The 16,339-nt window shown below is 63.4% G+C and carries 17 protein-coding genes; 6 read left to right on the forward strand and 11 right to left on the reverse strand.

Annotated elements, in window-relative coordinates:
* Positions 1 to 3 precede the first annotated feature (3 nt).
* Genes trbF through ACSMXM_RS07565 form a run of 4 tightly spaced genes read left to right on the forward strand, consistent with a single transcriptional unit; the run spans position 4 to position 3,138 of the window.
* The gene (trbF, locus tag ACSMXM_RS07550) at positions 4 to 687 is read left to right on the forward strand and encodes a conjugal transfer protein TrbF (protein ID WP_054725827.1); all 684 of its coding nucleotides are present in this window, start codon (positions 4 to 6) and stop codon (positions 685 to 687) included.
* Positions 684 to 1,700 carry a P-type conjugative transfer protein TrbG gene (trbG, locus tag ACSMXM_RS07555; RefSeq protein ID WP_054725830.1) on the forward strand — a complete coding sequence of 339 codons (1,017 nt, stop codon included), beginning with the start codon at positions 684 to 686 and terminating at the stop codon, positions 1,698 to 1,700. The genes trbF and trbG overlap by 4 nt, the downstream gene beginning before the upstream one ends.
* Positions 1,697 to 2,920 (forward strand): TraB/TrbI/VirB10 family type IV secretion system protein, encoded by a 1,224-nt coding sequence (locus ACSMXM_RS07560; RefSeq protein ID WP_088712620.1) that lies wholly within the window; start codon positions 1,697 to 1,699, stop codon positions 2,918 to 2,920. Before trbG ends, ACSMXM_RS07560 begins: the two co-directional genes overlap by 4 nt.
* Positions 2,917 to 3,138, forward strand: coding sequence for a DUF2274 domain-containing protein (locus ACSMXM_RS07565; RefSeq protein ID WP_054725836.1), 222 nt, complete (start codon positions 2,917 to 2,919; stop codon positions 3,136 to 3,138). Before ACSMXM_RS07560 ends, ACSMXM_RS07565 begins: the two co-directional genes overlap by 4 nt.
* A gap of 15 nt (positions 3,139 to 3,153) precedes the next feature.
* Here the strand turns inward: ACSMXM_RS07565 and ACSMXM_RS07570 are convergent, their stop codons facing one another.
* The 5 genes from ACSMXM_RS07570 to ACSMXM_RS07590 all read right to left on the reverse strand — a co-directional run bounded on the left by ACSMXM_RS07570 (position 3,154) and on the right by ACSMXM_RS07590 (position 6,234).
* Complete coding sequence (locus ACSMXM_RS07570; RefSeq protein ID WP_054725841.1) at positions 3,154 to 3,462, reverse strand: hypothetical protein; 309 nt, start codon at positions 3,460 to 3,462, stop codon at positions 3,154 to 3,156.
* Between the two features lie 32 nt (positions 3,463 to 3,494).
* The gene (locus tag ACSMXM_RS07575; RefSeq protein ID WP_158514424.1) at positions 3,495 to 4,418 is read right to left on the reverse strand and encodes a LysR family transcriptional regulator; all 924 of its coding nucleotides are present in this window, start codon (positions 4,416 to 4,418) and stop codon (positions 3,495 to 3,497) included.
* 98 nt (positions 4,419 to 4,516) lie between these two features.
* Positions 4,517 to 4,858 carry a Rap1a/Tai family immunity protein gene (locus ACSMXM_RS07580; protein WP_224199557.1) on the reverse strand — a complete coding sequence of 114 codons (342 nt, stop codon included), beginning with the start codon at positions 4,856 to 4,858 and terminating at the stop codon, positions 4,517 to 4,519.
* Between the two features lie 72 nt (positions 4,859 to 4,930).
* Positions 4,931 to 5,278: a hypothetical protein gene (locus ACSMXM_RS07585; protein ID WP_054725844.1), complete on the reverse strand. Its 348-nt coding sequence runs from the start codon at positions 5,276 to 5,278 to the stop codon at positions 4,931 to 4,933.
* Between the two features lie 74 nt (positions 5,279 to 5,352).
* Positions 5,353 to 6,234, reverse strand: coding sequence for a DUF1259 domain-containing protein (locus tag ACSMXM_RS07590; RefSeq protein ID WP_054725847.1), 882 nt, complete (start codon positions 6,232 to 6,234; stop codon positions 5,353 to 5,355).
* 259 nt (positions 6,235 to 6,493) lie between these two features.
* Here ACSMXM_RS07590 and ACSMXM_RS07595 point away from each other — a divergent pair, with 259 nt between their 5' ends.
* Together ACSMXM_RS07595 and ACSMXM_RS07600 are read left to right on the forward strand one after the other, a co-directional pair.
* A complete protein-coding gene (locus tag ACSMXM_RS07595; protein ID WP_054733083.1) occupies positions 6,494 to 7,162 on the forward strand; it encodes a response regulator transcription factor in 669 nt (222 codons plus the stop codon).
* On the forward strand, positions 7,143 to 8,543 hold the full coding sequence (locus tag ACSMXM_RS07600) for a sensor histidine kinase (RefSeq protein ID WP_054725851.1): 1,401 nt from the start codon (positions 7,143 to 7,145) through the stop codon (positions 8,541 to 8,543). Before ACSMXM_RS07595 ends, ACSMXM_RS07600 begins: the two co-directional genes overlap by 20 nt.
* Before the next feature lie 63 nt (positions 8,544 to 8,606).
* Here the strand turns inward: ACSMXM_RS07600 and ACSMXM_RS07605 are convergent, their stop codons facing one another.
* The 6 genes from ACSMXM_RS07605 to ACSMXM_RS07630 form a co-directional block, all read right to left on the reverse strand.
* Positions 8,607 to 9,722 (reverse strand): Cj0069 family protein, encoded by a 1,116-nt coding sequence (locus tag ACSMXM_RS07605; protein ID WP_143712235.1) that lies wholly within the window; start codon positions 9,720 to 9,722, stop codon positions 8,607 to 8,609.
* A 14-nt stretch (positions 9,723 to 9,736) separates the two neighbouring features.
* A complete protein-coding gene (locus ACSMXM_RS07610; RefSeq protein WP_153876138.1) occupies positions 9,737 to 10,408 on the reverse strand; it encodes a superoxide dismutase in 672 nt (223 codons plus the stop codon).
* Positions 10,409 to 10,528: 120 nt separating this feature from the next.
* On the reverse strand, positions 10,529 to 11,776 hold the full coding sequence (gene chrA, locus ACSMXM_RS07615) for a chromate efflux transporter (protein ID WP_082395458.1): 1,248 nt from the start codon (positions 11,774 to 11,776) through the stop codon (positions 10,529 to 10,531).
* 71 nt (positions 11,777 to 11,847) lie between these two features.
* Complete coding sequence (locus tag ACSMXM_RS07620) at positions 11,848 to 12,801, reverse strand: chromate resistance protein ChrB domain-containing protein (RefSeq protein WP_054725861.1); 954 nt, start codon at positions 12,799 to 12,801, stop codon at positions 11,848 to 11,850.
* A 337-nt stretch (positions 12,802 to 13,138) separates the two neighbouring features.
* Positions 13,139 to 14,554, reverse strand: coding sequence for an argonaute/piwi family protein (locus ACSMXM_RS07625; protein WP_088712621.1), 1,416 nt, complete (start codon positions 14,552 to 14,554; stop codon positions 13,139 to 13,141).
* The gene (locus ACSMXM_RS07630; protein WP_054725867.1) at positions 14,551 to 16,284 is read right to left on the reverse strand and encodes an SIR2 family protein; all 1,734 of its coding nucleotides are present in this window, start codon (positions 16,282 to 16,284) and stop codon (positions 14,551 to 14,553) included. Before ACSMXM_RS07630 ends, ACSMXM_RS07625 begins: the two co-directional genes overlap by 4 nt.
* Positions 16,285 to 16,339: the final 55 nt, after the last annotated feature.

Genomic DNA, 16,339 nt, shown 5'->3' on the forward strand with positions numbered 1-16,339 from the left:
GCCATGTTCCGACGACCGACCATCCGCTACGGCCAGACCCCCGAACCGACCACGCCCTATCAGCGCGCCGCCCAAGCCTGGGACGACAGGATCGGTTCGGCGCGCGTGCAGGCGAAGAACTGGCGTCTCGCATTTTTCGGCACGCTCGCCCTTTCGGGCGGCCTGGCTGGCGGCCTCGTCTGGCAATCGGCCCGTGGCCATATCGTCCCTTGGGTGGTGCAGGTCGATCGGCTCGGCGAGGCGCAGGCGGTCGCGCCGGCCGAGGCCGGCTATCGCCCGACCGATCCGCAGATCGCGTTCCATCTCGCCCGCTTCATCGAGCAAGTCAGGAGCGTGCCGGCCGATCCGGTCATCGTTCGTCAGAACTGGCTTCGCGCCTATGACTTCACCACCGATCGGGGCGCGGTCGCGCTCAACGATTACGCTCGCGCCAACGACCCGTTCGCCAACGTCGGGCGGGTGCAGGTGGCGGTGGACGTATCAAGCGTCATCCGCGCGTCACCGGACAGCTTCCGCGTCGCCTGGACGGAGCGACGCTATCAGGACGGCAGCCTCGCCGCCACCGAACGCTGGTCGGCGATCCTCACCATCGTCGTGCAGCCGCCTCGCACGCCGGACGCACTCCGCAAGAATCCGCTCGGTGTGTTCGTCAATGCCCTCAACTGGTCAAAGGAGCTGTCGCAATGATCGGCATTCCCTTCCGGCGCGCCGTCACCGCCGCGCTGCTCGTTTCCGCCTCCGCGCTCGCCGGCTGTGCCACTACTTCCGCTCGGCCGCCCGCTATCGCATATGACGATCCACCGCGCGAAGTCGCCGCGACGCCGGCCGCCGAGCCGCCGCGCCCGGTGGAGATCGTTACGATTCCTGAACCGTTGCCGCTTCCCGGTCAGCTCAAGCCATTGCCGGATGCCCCTCGCGTGTCAGAGCCTGCCGATCCCCGTAGGCGCGTCGGCGATGCAAACGCCGCCGCGCGGGTGCAGCCGGCCCGTGACGGCTTCCTCAACGCCATCCAGCAATATCCCTGGACGGACGGCGCGCTCTATCAGATCTATACCGCGCCCGGCCAAGTGACGGACATCGCCTTACAGGAGGGCGAGCAGCTCGTTGGGCCGGGGCCGGTAGCAGCCGGCGACACCGTGCGCTGGATCATCGGCGATACTATCAGCGGCGGCGGGCCGGCAGCGCGAGTGCATATCCTCGTCAAACCGACGAGGCCGGACCTCGCCACCAACCTCGTCATCAACACCGATCGGCGCACCTATCATCTGGAGCTGCGCGCGACACCTGCGACCTACATGGCCTCAGTGTCGTGGACCTACCCGCAAGATCAGCTCATCGCGCTACGCGGCGGCAACATCGCCGCTGCGACGGTCGCGCCGGCCGCGACCGGCGTGGATGTGACTTCGCTCAATTTCCGTTATCGCATCGAGGGCGACCGCGCCCCGTGGCGTCCCATTCGTGCGTTCGACGACTCCCGGCAGGTGTTCATCGAGTTTCCGGCGGGGATCTCGCAGGGCGAGATGCCGCCGCTGTTCGTTACCGGCGCGGCCGGGGACGCCGAGCTAGTCAATTATCGCGTGCAGGGCCGCTACATGGTGGTGGACCGGCTGTTCGCCGCCGCCGAACTGCGCCTGGGCGATCGGCGCAATGAACAGCGCGTCCGCATCGTGCGCGACGACGGACGGGAGCGGCGGCCGTGAACGATCGCACCGACATTCCCTCCGCCGAGCCGGCCGCGCCGCAGCCCCTTCCCGCCGATCCAAAGCCATTCCAGCTTCGACGCGATCCGCCCCGCGTCATGCGTCTGTCCCGCAAGGCGCTGACAGTCATAGGCGTGGCCGCCGGCCTCGGTATCGGCGGCTCGCTGATCTACGCGCTCAAACCGGCTGGTGAACGGCAGGCGGAAGAACTCTACAACACCGAGAGCCGCGCCACGGCCGAGACCATCACCTCGGGACCGAGGGACTATGCTCAAGCGCCGCGCCTTGGGCCACCACTTCCCGGCGACCTCGGCGGCCCGATCGTGTCCGCCCAGCAGCGCGGCGAGAACGTGCCCGTGCCGCCGATCGGCACGCAGCCGGCCCAACCCGATCCGCGCGCGCAGGCCGAGGAGGCTGCGCGCCAGCGCGCCCAGCAGGAACGTGACGCTGCCCGAATGAGTGGCGTATTCCTCGGCGGCAACGCGGGCAACGCCGGAACGGCGCCGGCCCCGTCGCTGATCTTGCCCGACCAAGCCGCGCAGCTAACGCAGCAGGCGAGCGCAGCGCAGGGCGATCAAGCTGGCCGGCGCGCTTTCATGGCGCAAGCCTCGAACCAGCGAACGGTGAGCGCGGAGCGGCTGATCGCACCCCCGTCGCCCAACATCGTGCAGGCCGGAAGCATCATCCCGGCCGCGCTCATCACCGGGATCAGGTCCGATCTTCCCGGCCAGATAACGGCGCAGGTTACGCAGAACGTCTATGACAGCCCGACAGGCCGCATCTTGCTCATCCCGCAAGGTGCCCGGCTGATCGGCGAATACGACAGCGAGATCACCGCCGGGCAGACCCGTGTTCTCCTCGCCTGGGACCGGCTCATCATGCCGGACGGGCGCTCGATCGTTCTCGAGCGCCAGCCAGGCGCGGACGGCGCTGGGTTCGCCGGCCTACAGGATCGCGTGAATCAGCATTGGGGCAATCTGCTCAGGGCGGCGGCCGTCTCGACTCTGCTCGGCGTCGGCGCCGAGTTGGGCGCGGACAGCGAGGATGACTTGACCCGCGCGTTACGGCGCGGCTCGCAGGACACGATCAATCAGACCGGCCAGCAGATCGTTCGGCGGCAGCTCAACGTGCAGCCGACCCTTACCATCCGGCCGGGCCATCCGCTGCGCGTGGTCATCACCCGCGACCTAGTGCTCGAACCTTTGGGAGCGTCACGATGACGAAATTGAAGCTGGGGCCATTGGTGGACGATCGGCCTGTCAAACTGACGGTGGAGCTACCCGCCGGGGTCCACCGCGATCTTGTAGCCTACGCCGCCGCGCTCGCGGCGGAGACCGGCCAGCAACCTATGCCGCCTGAAAAGCTGGTGGCGCCTATGCTTGCGCGCTTCATGGACACCGACCGCGGCTTTCGTCGCCACCGCGCGCAAGGCAGTTAAGGGGTTCCCGGCTTCTCAGTTGCCGGTGAAACGCTTGAAGCGATCGCGGCTATCGGCCTCGATAACTGCCTGCTCGGCGTTGGCGCATTCATCACCGCGCACCGAACCGTCTCGACACGCTGCTACGATCTGCCGAGCCTCGTCGATATTGGCCGCAAAATACTGCGTCCCGCGCGCTGCGGTCGGCTGCGGCGCGGCCGGGGCCGGACTGACGGCGACGGCTGTTTGGCTAAGGGGGGCGATGACCGGCCGCAAGACAAAGCCGCCTGCGAAGCCGATGACCAAAGTGACAAGCACGATGATGATGGTCCTGCCTTGCGACATCAAAAATTTACTCCACCGACTGGCCGCCTAATTTACTGGAATCTTGGCGAGAAATCAAAAGAGAGCGCATAGCGGGCCTTGATAAATCCAAGAAAGCGCCGCAACGCTGGATTGCGATTGTCGTCTCGCCAGCAACCCGAGTATCCGGTCAGTGCCGGTCCTTGTTCGCCATGAATCGGCCGATAGACGACACTAGGATAGGTCGCTCCGGTCGATCCCTCGCAGACAATGGTAACACCCGAGTTGACGCCGAGGATGCTCAGCACGGTCTCACGGCTCGCCCGCGACATTCGGATGTCAGGCTTACCGCCCGAGATTGGAAGTCTGCCAAGCAACATGTCGCGGATTTCAGGGCCGGGATCGGCCGCGGGCAGAAGGAAGTGCTCGCCCCGAAGATCCGTCCAGTGAATTATGTCCCGTCTAGCCAACGGATGCGAGGCGGGCAACGCGGCTAGCATCCGCTCGCTCCATAGCGGCTCGCAGCGAAATCCGTTGTGGCTGGGCGTCCCCATCAGGATCGCTACGTCGATTTCGCCCGTGTCGAGCCCAGCGAGCAGAACGCTGCGATCAGCCTCGACGCATTCCAGTTCGACGTCAGGATGCGCCTCGCGCCAGCTAATGAGGGTCGCCCGGAGATTGCCGGCGGAGACCGAGCTATTGTACCCGAGCAATAGACCGCCAGCGCGGCCCTGGCCGGCTGCGAGCATCATGGTGACTAGCTTATCTGCCGTTGCCACCATTGGTCGCGCGCCACGAATGAACGCGGCTCCGGCCAGCGTCGTTTTGACCCCAGCCCGCGACCGCTCGAAGATAGACATTCCGATCGAGCGCTCCAACTTCGAGATGGAGCGACTGAGGGTCGATTGTTCAATATCAAGTGCCCGGGCGGCTCTGTAAAAACTACCATGGTCCGCCGCGGCGATAGCATAACAAAGCTGGCGGATTTCAAATGGCAAGCAGAACTCCTTACTCCGTTCGGTGATACCAGCTACCTGCCAGAAACAATTCCTATCTGAGCGCCGCTGTGGAGCGATTGGGATGATGCAACTTCTTCCTATCGTCGCGGCGCGCAAGGCCAAGCTTCAGCCAATGCTTGTTCGGCGCCAGCAACCATGTGAACGTCCATGAAGTAGCTGTTGTCTTCTGCCCAGCGCAGATAGGCTGAACGCAATCTATTCCGATCGTAACGCGGCGCCCCACACTCGCTACCCCGCGCCACTATCATCATGTCCAGCACGCCTTGAAGGTATGCGCCGCACGCTGGGTTGTTGGCGCGACAGCTTGCAACGAGTTCAGAGCCGTTTGTGTGAATCGGTTGTTCTTGCGCATAACTCGAAGCAGCGAGCACGACGGATGATACACACGCTCCGATGCAATAACCGACAGTCCTAAACATATTTGATCCTCGGATGGTGTTTTCAAAGAATGGGCCTTACCCCCATTCAGGCCCATTCAGACGACTGAGAGTTCAGTCGCCATCCTCATCGCTGTCGTTTTCATTCCCGAGGATTTGGCCTGTCGGCGTAACGAACAGCTCCACGTTCTTGCCAGCCTGATCCTTGCCTTCGATCTCGTAGAGCGTGCTGCCGTCCGCCTTTCTGGTTACCAGCTCGGCTTCGCGGACAGACGCGAGTCGTGTGCGCGCGGCGTTCATCGCGGCCACCGGCACCTGGTCGAGTGCGACTTCCTTCTCGCTATGCTCGCCGATAATGCGGTTCTCGTTCGCCTCATGGTTCTGCTGCGCCGCGAGCGCCACGCCTGCCACCGTCAACACAGCAGCGCTGGCTCCGATGACGAGAGTTCGTTTGCTAGCCATGTTCCGTTCCACTTCCTTCGGGGCCGGGGGATGAACGGGCGGCGGTCGCGGCCCGACTGGCCGTCGTCCGATTCTTAGTTTTTTCGATTGTTCATTGTGTCGAGTGCCGAGCGGAGACCGCGCGCCAGCTTTGCCGCGTCGTCATTGGCCCAGAAGTGCAGGAAGAACAGGCGCGGCTCGTCGTTCAACATATGGTTGTGAAGCGCTGTGACTTCGATGTCGTTCGCTCGAAGCGCTCGAAGGACGCGGTCTACTTCGCTCGCGATGAGGACGAAATCGCCCGTGATCGCCGCCTTGCCGCCGCCGGTGGGCTGAAAATTGATTGCGGTCGCAGTTCCCATTGATTGAGGCGTCACCATGCCGCCATCCATGAGCCGCTCCGCACGGGGAATACTGTATTGCAGAACGCCACCATTGACCCTGCCTTCGGCTCCCATCAGCTCGTCCAGAGCATCGGAGTTTAGATTGAGGCGAGACGGTGCTCCCGCTCCAAGAGACGGTGGAGAGATCGGTGTGCGGCTTGCGGAAATGGCTTGGCGCAGCGCCGCCGCCAGCCTTACCGGATCGCCATGCGCAGCTATGTGCATGTACATGGTGCCGGGCGCGGACCGCAGCAGGTGATTGTGGAGCGCGGTGATGGTGTATCCACCTTGCAAAAGGCGCGTCATCACAGGGTTCACTTCCTCGTGCGTGAGCACAAGATCGCCCATTACCATCACTTCGTCCCCCATAGGCTGAAACGCGGCCCAGGAGCCGAGCGCCAGCGAAGGCTCTATCGATACGCCATCCAGAACAACGCGCAGGTCGGAGCGAGGAAATCCGTAGCGACGAACTCCGTCCGGCTGCTCGACGCCGGGGCGTCCCAGCGCGGCGTCAACCTTCGCCCAGTCCGGTGCCGCCCAAGCAGGTGCGGCTAGTAGCAGCGTGGCCAACCCCGATAACAGCACCGTCCGCATAGTTTTGCTTCAACTCCTGATGCATAATGAGATCATGGTCGATGCCTCCTCGGGCACGCCAAAGCTGCGACACTCATGCATCGGCGCCGACCGCAAGGCACCTTGTAGATTCACAAGGTCCGCTGGCGGCATTCTGCACTAGAAGGCGATCGAACTCTTGTGCGAACGCAGCCGTCGGCAAACGACATTGGCGCACTGTCGGCACTGCTCGCACGCGGCTATGGTCGGCGCAAACAACAGAGGAGATGCCTCGGGCATTATGCGCCTACTACTGATCGAGGACGACGAGGACACGGGGAGCGCCGTTGTTGAAGCGCTGCGTGCTCGCGGTCACGCCGTCGATTGGGAGGACGACGGAAAAAGCGGACTTGATCGCGCCGTGAGCGGTGCTCACGCGTTGCTGATCGTTGACCGAATGCTGCCAGAGATGGATGGGCTATCGGTTGTCACCGAGCTGCGCCGTCGCCAAGTCGTAGCACCCGTGCTGATGCTCACGGCGCTAGGCTCCGTGGGCCAACGAGTCGAAGGTCTTGAAGGTGGAGCCGACGACTATCTTGTCAAACCGTTCGCGATCGCCGAACTGGTCGCGCGCGTTGAAGCGCTGCAGCGCCGGGCGGCCGGCCCGCCCAGCATCCTCTCGCTGGGCGATCTGACACTCGACCGTCTCGCTCGGACGGTGCGGAGAGGCAACACGCCCATCGAACTAATCCCACGCGAGTTCCAGCTTCTCGAACTACTGATGCTGAACTCGCCGGCCGTGCTTACGCGGTTGATGCTGCTGGAGACCGTGTGGAAGTTCCGTTTCGATCCTGGCAGGAACCTCGTCGAAAGCCACATCAGTCGGCTGCGGGCAAAGATCGATCGCGGTGACGATCCCCCCCTGATCCATACCGTGCGTGGGGAAGGCTATGCCGCTTGGAGTGATTAGCCGGCTGTTGCGCTCGACGGTGTCCCGTCTTGTTGCGCTCAACGCGCTGCTGCTCGTCATCAGCATGGTCGCCGGCGCGCTCGGCGGCTGGATCGCAACGCGCGGGGTGGTTGAGCGCGAGGCTCGAAATCGCATCGAGCTGGAGTCGCACGTGATCGCCCTCGAAGCGCAACGGGGAGGCCTTGATCGCGCACTGGAAATAATTCGAGCGAAGGCCGAGCGGCCGGGGTCGCCCGAGTATTATTTAGTTGGGCCAGATGGACGCACGCTGATCGGCGACATCCAAATTGTACCGCGAAAGGTCGGTTGGCACTTTATCGACCAGCCTCCGCCGCAACCCGGCGTCGAGGGCGTCCATCTGCTGGCGATGACGCGACGCCTTCCCGATGGATCCCTTCTCATCGTTGGAGAGGATATGGAGCGAAGCGAAGCAATCCGCGACGCTGTTTTCGGGGCCATTCTGACCGCTGGCGGAATCGCGTTGGTGTTCGGCATCATCGCAGGCCTCTTCGCCACGCGGCAGACGCTGCGCCAGATGAAGCGGATCAACGTTACCGTCCGAGCAGTCGAGCGTGGCGATCTCTCGGCGCGGACCGGCGCTCCGGTCGATGCGCGCACCGATCTTGATCAACTCGCGTTGGCCATCGACCGTATGCTCGATCGGATTGACACGCTGGTAGCCACGATCCGTCGCGTGTCGGCGGAGGTCGCCCACGACCTGCGCACGCCGCTCACGCGGGTGAGGCACTCTGTTGAATTGGCGTTGGCACAGCACGATGAAGAGCTCAGGTCTGCGGCGCTGGGTGAGGCGTTGGCCGGGCTGGACGAGGCGCTTCGGCTGTTCAGTGCGGTGCTGGATCTAGCGGAGATTGATGCCGGTAACGCGCGCGCGCGATTTCAGCCTATCGACCTGGCAGAGATCGTTGACCGGGTGGTGGATGCCTATCGTGCAGAGATCGAGGCTTCCGGCCGCAACATCTCTGTGAGCTTAGCGCGAGAAGCGCTGGTCGCCGGTGACGCCGACCTGCTGGCGCGTGCGCTCGCCAACCTGATTGAGAACGCGCTCAAATACTCCGGTGAGCACGCTCGTATCGATGTTTCGGTCACCGAGCAGGCCGACACGTTGACGATGGCGGTCGCCGACGACGGTCCCGGCGTATCCGATTGCGAGGTCTCCGAGATGCTGCGCCCGTTCGGGCGCTTGGACCGAGCGCGGCGTGCATCCGGCAACGGCCTTGGCCTCGCCATCGCCGACGCCGTTGCCCGACTGCACCGTGGAGCGCTGGCCTTTGCGCGGCTCCAGCCAGGGCTGGCGGTCGAAATCAGATTGCCGCGGGCACCGGCGGTGACGGCGGCTCGAATACTGGATCAAGTTGACTGAGCGTGACGAAAGGCGCTTCGCTGGTCCAGCGACCGACTAACGTATCCCGGAACGTGCGAACGTTTATGCCGGCGAAGCCGTGGTTCCTCGGCCGGCGACACGGCGTTCGTGCGCCGCGACCGCGCGACGGTATGCGGCATCCGCCACCTGTCGCACGGCGCTGGGCGGAAACGGCGCGACCGAACTGACGTTGATCTCGCACAAGACATAGCTGTCCGAGCCGCGATCGTCTTTCGGCCCGTAGAGGAAGTCCGCGTCCCACAGGAGCGGCAGCTCGTCATGCTCGATGGCGAGGATGTGCTGCAACCCGGGAATCCACGACTGTTCCATATCGTCTCTGAGCGACTGGAAAGCGCCGGCGTCGGCAGGCTGCATGACCCGCGGCCCCGGCTGCGCCTTCGGAGAATCGACCCCTTCCGCGGGTAGCGGCAATAGCGCGCGGATCAGTTGGTGGCCGAAACCGACGACCGTGCCCTCGCTCACATAGCAGCGGATCATGCCGTCCCCGAGCCGCGGTTGGAACGGTTGGTCGATGAGGCATTCGCCGCGCTCAAAATAGGGTGCGAACCGAGCGATCAGGGCATCGAGGGGGATCTTGAACGGAACGCTGTCCCGCGCGGCGTGAAGGACCGAAACGATCGGTTGGGCGCCACCCCCCCGGTCAGCAACTTCGACCCGCCACACGCCCCGGCCGCCATTGCTCCGATTTTCCTTGAGCACACGCGGCCCGGAAGCCAGGCGTTCAAGAAGCAGCGCGCGCAGTTCCTCCAGATCGGCGTAGCGGTGTGTGTCGGTGCCCCAACCCAGCGCCCGCGTGGCGTGAAGCACGCTTTTCACGCCCATTTTCGCGATGATATCGGGATGCGCGCTGATCGAGACGCCCGCCGCCGCGGCCTCGCGCAAAATCGGATCGAGCCTTGAGCGGTCACCGGCGTCGCTGATCGGGTCGGCCCAGACCATCACGCCATCGCACGTCAGCAGACGGTCGCGCGTTGTACCAGCCGTCTCGTCGGCATATCCAATCGCCTCGACCTCACCGCCCAACTCACGCAGCGCTGCCATGATCGGCCACTGGCGCGCGCTTTGCACGTCCAGAGGGCTGGTGGGGAGGTCGGTTCGCCACAACAGGCCGATCTTGGGGCAAGTGGTCAAGGCCGACTTCACTCGCCTCCCGTTCATCGCCGCTCTCCAACTCAGGCGCTGGCGGTGGCGATCGCCTGCGCATAACGGCGGTCGGTCGCTTCCCAGTCGAGGTTCTTGAACCACGCGTCGATATACCTGGCGGCTTGGGTGCCGTAATCCATGTGAAAGCTGTGTTCATACATATCGAGCGCGAGCAGCGGTATGCCGGCCGCAGCGCCGTGCATGTGATCCCAAGCCCAATGATTGTTGAGCGAGCGCGTGTGGACGTTGTAAGCGAGGATTGTCCAGCCAGAGCCGCCCGCAAGGCTCATGCCGGTGCGGCGGAATTCCGCCTCCCATGTCGCGAACGAGCCGAAGGCGGCGTCAATGGCGTCGCGGACCGAACCGGCCGCCCGGCCGTCGCCGCCCAACCCGTCGAAGTAGATTTCATGCAGCACCACCGAGCCGGTACGGTGCAGTTCCTCGCGTTTGAGGCCGCCGTAGATGGCAGGCGGCGCTTCGGTATCGGCGAGCGCGGCGGCCAGCCGTGGCCGCAATGCGTTCAGCGTCTTGACCGAGCCGGCATAGTTGTTCTCGTGGTGCGACGTGATCAATCGCTCGGACAAGCCCTCAAGCCTGGCCGGATCGAACTTGAGCGGCTTGATTTGATGGTTGCCGGCAAAGGCGGGGACGGTCGACGGCGTGGCGACCGGCGTCCGGGCGGAGGCTTCGTTGATCGTCATGGCGGCGGCTCCTATGCCTAGGGTTGCGATTGCACTGCGTCGGGAGAGATTGTCGATCGTCACATTCGGTCCTTTCCAATATGATTGATTAGGCTGCGTAAGAGTGACGGTGCGTCGCGATCATCCGAACAGGACGAGGCCCGCCCCCGCCGCGGCGAGAACAACCCACAGGATCGTCGTTTTGGCCTTGAACACGTAAAGGAGCGCGAGGGCGACGGCGAAGATCGCGAGCGGGATCACCACGCCGGGCACGTTCACGAGAGTCTTTTGCCCTAGTTCCAGCGTCGTGGCGGCGATCAGCCCGACGACCGCTGCTGATATTCCCTCTAGGAAGGTCTTGATCTTTTCGTTGTCCACCAGCCGTTCAAGCTGGTCATGAAAGAACAGAGAAAAGCTGAATGCCGGCAGGAAGATGCCGATCGTCATCACGATCGCTCCGAGTGGGCCGCCGCCGAAATATCCGATGAACGTCGAGAAGATGATCAGGGGTGCCGGCAGAATCCCCGATAGGGCGAGCCCGTCGAGGAACTGCGCATCCGTCATCCATCCATTGCCAACCGCATCGGCACGCAGGAACGGGATGACTGTGTAGGCCCCGCCAAAGGTGAGGAGCCCGGCCTTGAGGCCCGAGATGAAAAGATCCAGCAGCGACGGTTCTTGGTTTGCGACGGGTTGCGCCGAGACCGCATCTCCACCAACCGGACCGGCGAAAGTGACCCAGGCGAAGTAGAGCCCGAGCCCGACGAGCACGGCCATGAGCAGGCCGGCCGTCACCCGCTGACGGCGCGTCGCGAACATATAGACGAGGCCCGCGATCGGCAGGGTGAGCCAGAACGGCGTGCCGACGAGGGCCGCTAGGCCGGCGACGCCCGCGATACCCCAAAGCCAGCGGTCGAGCAGGATGTGACCGCCAATCCGGTGCACGGCGCGCACGATCAGGGCGATGACGGCCGGTTGCACTCCGAGAAATGCCGCGGTTGCGGCGGCAGTCTGCATGATCCCGGTGGAGAGATACAGCCAGGACAGCGCGAACATTAGGACAAAGCCCGGCATCATGAATCCCAGGCCTGCAAGAAGACCGCCGAGCTTTCCTTTAGGAAGCGTGCCGAAGAAGACGCATAGCTCGTGAGCCTCCGGACCGGGGAGCACCTGATACACGGCTAGGATGCGGTTGAACCTGGCACTTGAGACCCAGTGTTCCTCGTCGACCAACTCGCGGCGGATCATGGCGATTTGGGCGATCGGGCCACCCCATGCCAGGAAACCGAACCGCAAGAACTTGGCGAAGATCTGTGCATACGAAAGCTGCGGCAAAATGCCTTGACCTTCCGCAGAACCTACAGCCTCGCTCGGTACATTTGTCTGCATTCACCACGTTCCTCAAGCTATAACAGTCATCTCTCGGCCGAGGGCCGAGTGCCTTGCGCTGACTCCCGACTTCACGGGTTTTGCCGGGTGAAGTAGGCGTAGAAGCCATCGAGCGCGTCGCCGGCACCGGCGATGCGCTGGAGATCGTCATCGAACGTCGCGCACACGCCTGACAGCATCGCGCTGAGTCCCGGCGTTTCCGGCCGCTCAAACTTGTCGTCGCCGATGTCGAGGTCGTGGATGATCTCCCCGATCGCGGCTAATCCCGGATCGCCGTCCAGCTCGGCGCGTAGCAGCAGGGTCTCGAAGCTGCACCGATCGCCCTCATGGGTGAACTCGGCATCGGTCATATCGAAGCGCAGCTCGCCGGCATCGGACGTGTAGCTCCTGCCATCGACGAACTTGAAGCTCGCGTGGGGGTCGATGAATCGTCGGATCAGCCAAGCGCAGGCGATGCGATCGACGTGGACGCCGCGCCGCGTCACCCAGACGCGATGCTTGAGGTCAGCGGGCGACACCGCAGCCGCTTCGCCTGTGCGGCCGACGTCGGGATGGGCGTAACGCTTCTCGTCCAAATCCCGCAGCGCCGCCTCGGCACCTTGACGACCGTGCGCGCCAAAGAAGTCGAGCCGGACAATCTCAGAAAGCCGTCGCTGGAGTTTTGAGATCTCGGTCCCCGACGCCGGCCCAGTGTCGAGCAACTGCCGTGCGGCTTGGGCCAGCTCGTCATAATCGGCATCCCGCGCAGCGTCGAAAAGCTGGCGGAGCTCAACGTCGCTCTGGCCTTCGATCATCTGCGCGTCGATCAGCACCGCCTCGCCGCCGCTGGTCGTGATCTCTGCCAGCAGGTCGCGAAATGCGGTTTCGTTCTCCTCGCGACGGGGGAGCACATGAACAGCGTTCTTGAGCGGCACTGCGCCAATCGCCTGCAAGCGGCGCCAGATTTTCACACGCAGATAGGGCGGCTTCGCAGGGATTTGGTGCAGCAATGCTAGCCAATGCTCGGAGTCTTGCGAAGCGTCCATAACGCATATGTATCATTTCCGATGTTGAAATGAAACACGTATATCTCCATCCTGCAACGGTTCAGGAAGGGTGCGGATTGCGGGCGAAGCGCAAGCGACGTTCGACGGCGACGATCGCTGGCTCGTTTCGGTGTTTGGCGGCGCTACGGTAGTAGGAACAACGGGATGTATTCGTTATGTTTATCCTGCACGGGGCACCAAATTCCGCCGCCGGCCGCCGTTTGTGCGCGTCAGCCGCACAGGCTACGATCAGCGAAAACTCAGTGTTAACACGATCGTAGGCACGGCGGCCATCGACGGCAAAAAGTTCGAATCCTGTGGGTGCAACGAACTTTCACTACATGAAGAATCGGAATTGGTAGGGTGTGCTGCCTAGATTCGTCATGCGCTTGAGGACGCGCGCCAGCACCTTCGCATAACTCATCGTTACGGGTAGCGGATCATACAGCCCGTCATTGTTCCAGTTCATCTTCGACAAGGCGAGCGCCGCGCGGGCGCTGTCGTCCCACGTGCCGTGCCCGGCATGGCGGACAAGTCGGATCGGACGCGGCGTGCCGCGCTGACCCTGAAAATAGGTTTTCGGTCCCAAAGTCTCCACGGCACCGTGCATCCACAGTAGTGCCTCGCGCTCGCCAAGCCCGATCAGTGAGCCACGCTTAATTGGAAACGCCGCCGCCTTACCTCCCGAATTGGCTTGGTCGCGTTCCCAACGCGCGCCGCGCCAGCCCACATCCTCGACCACCTGAATCAAATCGACCGCCTCGCACAGCGGTAGTGCCTCGAAGCAGCCGAGCACTTCTGCGTCTTTGAACTCGGTCGATTTGTGGACCATGACCCGGCGCGGCGAGCGTCCGCCATGCCGGTGACGATACAGCGTCATCGACCGCGTGATGACACGGAACATCTCAGCCTGCGATAAAAAGGGATTATCGCGTTGCACCTGCACGTCGGCGGTATCGTAGGCGATAAACTCCAAGCCGGCGCCCTCCGCGTCGAACACCTGGCTGCAACAAGTCACAAATCGCGGTTTGTCGGCACCGTTCGACCGCACCGCATAGGAAATGCCGACATAGGCTGTTTCTGGGTCCACGTCGGCTAGCTTCCAGGGAACGCCGCCGGCCTTGGCATACAGCGCCAGCCCGACTCGCCACATCACGCTCGCACGGCAGCGATAAGCGAGCGCCTTGTCTTCGCGCACGATCTGGATCGGCATCCCGCGCGCGGCCGTATAGGCTTTGAGATGATCGTGGAGATCGAAATCGTCCCCCGCGCCGTAGAAGCCACGCTCCCACCGCTGCGGTAGGTAGATGAACAAGACATCGAAGTCGCTGCGGAACGCCTCAAGGGGCTGGATCGCACGAACGAGCTGTTCGGCGAGCAACACGTGCGGCATCGCCGATTGTGCCATCTCGCTCTCAAACGATCCGTCCAGCTCGACACGGCATTTCTTGGTTGCCGCCGTCACGCGCATGTCGAACACGGTATTGAAGCCCGGCCAATCCGGCAGATAGTCGGTTCGCTCGACCGGGCGCACGCTCTGGCTCAGCTCACGCATGAATGCGAACAGTCGCTCGGACTCGCCCTTCGGGGCCAGCGTCGCTACCCGGATCGGCGATTGCACCAATCCGCGCGAATGGGGGCCGAACCGCTTGAGCCCGCGCAGCGGATGAATGTCCCGCTCGCTCGTTCGCTCGGGATGGAACACCAGCTCGGGTTCGGGATACCATATGGTCGGGGCGATCTCGCTCGTCATGGCTGCACCAGCTTGGAGAAGGCCGTGTTCTTCCCGACTGCGAAGCGAGCATCGATCCCGTCGCCAATCGACAGCGCCAGAAGCGCTTCGCCGGCAAGGCGCTTTGCCCAAAAATCGATAAGCCGATCGAGATCACGATTATAGCGCTTCACCGTCCGTTCGCGCGCGAAGTCGGCGGTGATCGCTTTGGTCGCGTCCGTGACACCCTCAAACACGATCTTTGGATCAAGCAGCAGCCAAAGACCGTCGTCTGCCCAGTCAAGCCGGACCCCGACCCCCTCGTGCCATTTCAGGTCCGGGTGTTTGGGCACGGTGCCAGTCGTCTGATGAGTTATCGCGCGAAGCCCATCCCATGCGCTGTCGGCGGGATCTACTGGCACGAGCAAATCAGCGCTGCGGCGGCGGATCGCACGAACATTCTTGGCGGCACACAGCGCCTCTACCAAGGCATCGCGTAGCAGGCCGCGTTCGCCGGACTCATAGCGCAGGCGCCGCTTCTCGAAGGTGGCCAGATCGAACGCAGTGATTCCGAACGGGTCGAACACTCGACGGAACTCGGCATCGCTGCCGAAACCGAGCACGCCCGCTTGCGTGCGCGTCACGATCAGGCGCGCGTTCGCCTCGGCGACCGCCGAACGCGCCGCTGCGACACCCTCGATCGTGCATACCAGCTTGCGGCAATTGGCCGGGATGGTGACGGCAAGCCCGTTGAGCCGAATGAGGGGCCAGCCCCGCTGGCCCGAGGGCTCGGGAGCGCCCGACACGCGCGACCGTCCTGTTGCCAGCGCGTTGAGAGCGGATGTGTCGAGCGCGGGCAGCAGCCGCACGAGATCACGTAATATCTCATCGAAGCTCTCAATCCGCACCAGCCCGCACTCAACGCCCGCGTCGCTGGCGCGCTGGAGAAGTCGGATGACCCGCCCGAGCGGTGGATCGCTACCGCGATGCAGCCAGAACAGTCCGCCAGGATAACCGCCCGGCTGATTGAGCGCCGTTTCAAGCGCGTCCATCACTGAATCGTCGCGTCCGCTGTAGCCGGCGACTACGAGGCCGGATCGTCGGCAGGCATCCACGAGCTGCTGACGAAGCGCCGCATCCTGCTGGCGCAGCTCATCGGTCGTGTTCTTAAGCCGACGCGAGCGGAAATCGCCGTGCAGCTTCACTGCGATGGGCCATTTTTGCGCGCCGATCAATTGCCCCGCCAGTTCCGGAGCGTCGAGTGCAACGACGCTCAACGTGCCCGTTGTGCCATACGTTCTCGCGCAGGCATCTTCGATCAAGTGGTCGAAATTGGTCGTCCAGACGAGCTGAGTGTGGCCCGCTTTTAGAAGCGAGGCGAGGGCAAGATGGCCATAGGCCAGCTTCGCGCCGCTAATCATGCCTTGAATAAAAGTCGTGCGATCGCGCTCCACCGGGTAGGTTGCTTCGAAGAGCGCCGCGTATTCATCCGGTGAACCCGGCGACGGTAGTCGCTCGGAACTCGCAATGTGCGAGTCTAACAGCGCGCGGATCGCAGGATTACCGAGATCGGCGACACTCTGCGGCGACGCCTTGCGTTGGGCAACGAACAACGTTTGCTTGAATTGCCAGATCATATCCCAAGCGCTGGGGATGCCGGCTGAAACCGACGCACCCGCGCCAAGGAGCCACATTAATTGGCCGGGGCGCAGCGCGAAGCGCCGCACAAAGTCATCGCTCGATAGCTCGCTCGGGCTCGTTATGCTCTCCATCCGCCCATGCCTAACCGATCCACAAGCCTTCGCCAGCAGATTTTGTTCTCTAATG

This window comes from Pacificimonas sp. ICDLI1SI03 (genome assembly GCF_054740865.1).

Bases quoted from the DNA above. Each gene is read 5' to 3' on its own strand.
- trbF (WP_054725827.1), top strand. From the start codon at position 4: ATGTTCCGACGACCGACCATCCGCTACGGCCAGACCCCCGAACCGACC.
- trbG (WP_054725830.1), top strand. From the start codon at position 684: ATGATCGGCATTCCCTTCCGGCGCGCCGTCACCGCCGCGCTGCTCGTT.
- ACSMXM_RS07565 (WP_054725836.1), top strand. From the start codon at position 2,917: ATGACGAAATTGAAGCTGGGGCCATTGGTGGACGATCGGCCTGTCAAA.
- ACSMXM_RS07570 (WP_054725841.1), bottom strand. From the start codon at position 3,462: ATGTCGCAAGGCAGGACCATCATCATCGTGCTTGTCACTTTGGTCATC.
- ACSMXM_RS07580 (WP_224199557.1), bottom strand. From the start codon at position 4,858: ATGTTTAGGACTGTCGGTTATTGCATCGGAGCGTGTGTATCATCCGTC.
- ACSMXM_RS07585 (WP_054725844.1), bottom strand. From the start codon at position 5,278: ATGGCTAGCAAACGAACTCTCGTCATCGGAGCCAGCGCTGCTGTGTTG.
- ACSMXM_RS07590 (WP_054725847.1), bottom strand. From the start codon at position 6,234: ATGCGGACGGTGCTGTTATCGGGGTTGGCCACGCTGCTACTAGCCGCA.
- ACSMXM_RS07595 (WP_054733083.1), top strand. From the start codon at position 6,494: ATGCGCCTACTACTGATCGAGGACGACGAGGACACGGGGAGCGCCGTT.
- ACSMXM_RS07600 (WP_054725851.1), top strand. From the start codon at position 7,143: ATGCCGCTTGGAGTGATTAGCCGGCTGTTGCGCTCGACGGTGTCCCGT.
- ACSMXM_RS07605 (WP_143712235.1), bottom strand. From the start codon at position 9,722: ATGAACGGGAGGCGAGTGAAGTCGGCCTTGACCACTTGCCCCAAGATC.
- ACSMXM_RS07610 (WP_153876138.1), bottom strand. From the start codon at position 10,408: ATGACGATCAACGAAGCCTCCGCCCGGACGCCGGTCGCCACGCCGTCG.
- chrA (WP_082395458.1), bottom strand. From the start codon at position 11,776: ATGCAGACAAATGTACCGAGCGAGGCTGTAGGTTCTGCGGAAGGTCAA.
- ACSMXM_RS07620 (WP_054725861.1), bottom strand. From the start codon at position 12,801: ATGGACGCTTCGCAAGACTCCGAGCATTGGCTAGCATTGCTGCACCAA.
- ACSMXM_RS07625 (WP_088712621.1), bottom strand. From the start codon at position 14,554: ATGACGAGCGAGATCGCCCCGACCATATGGTATCCCGAACCCGAGCTG.
- ACSMXM_RS07630 (WP_054725867.1), bottom strand. From the start codon at position 16,284: ATGGAGAGCATAACGAGCCCGAGCGAGCTATCGAGCGATGACTTTGTG.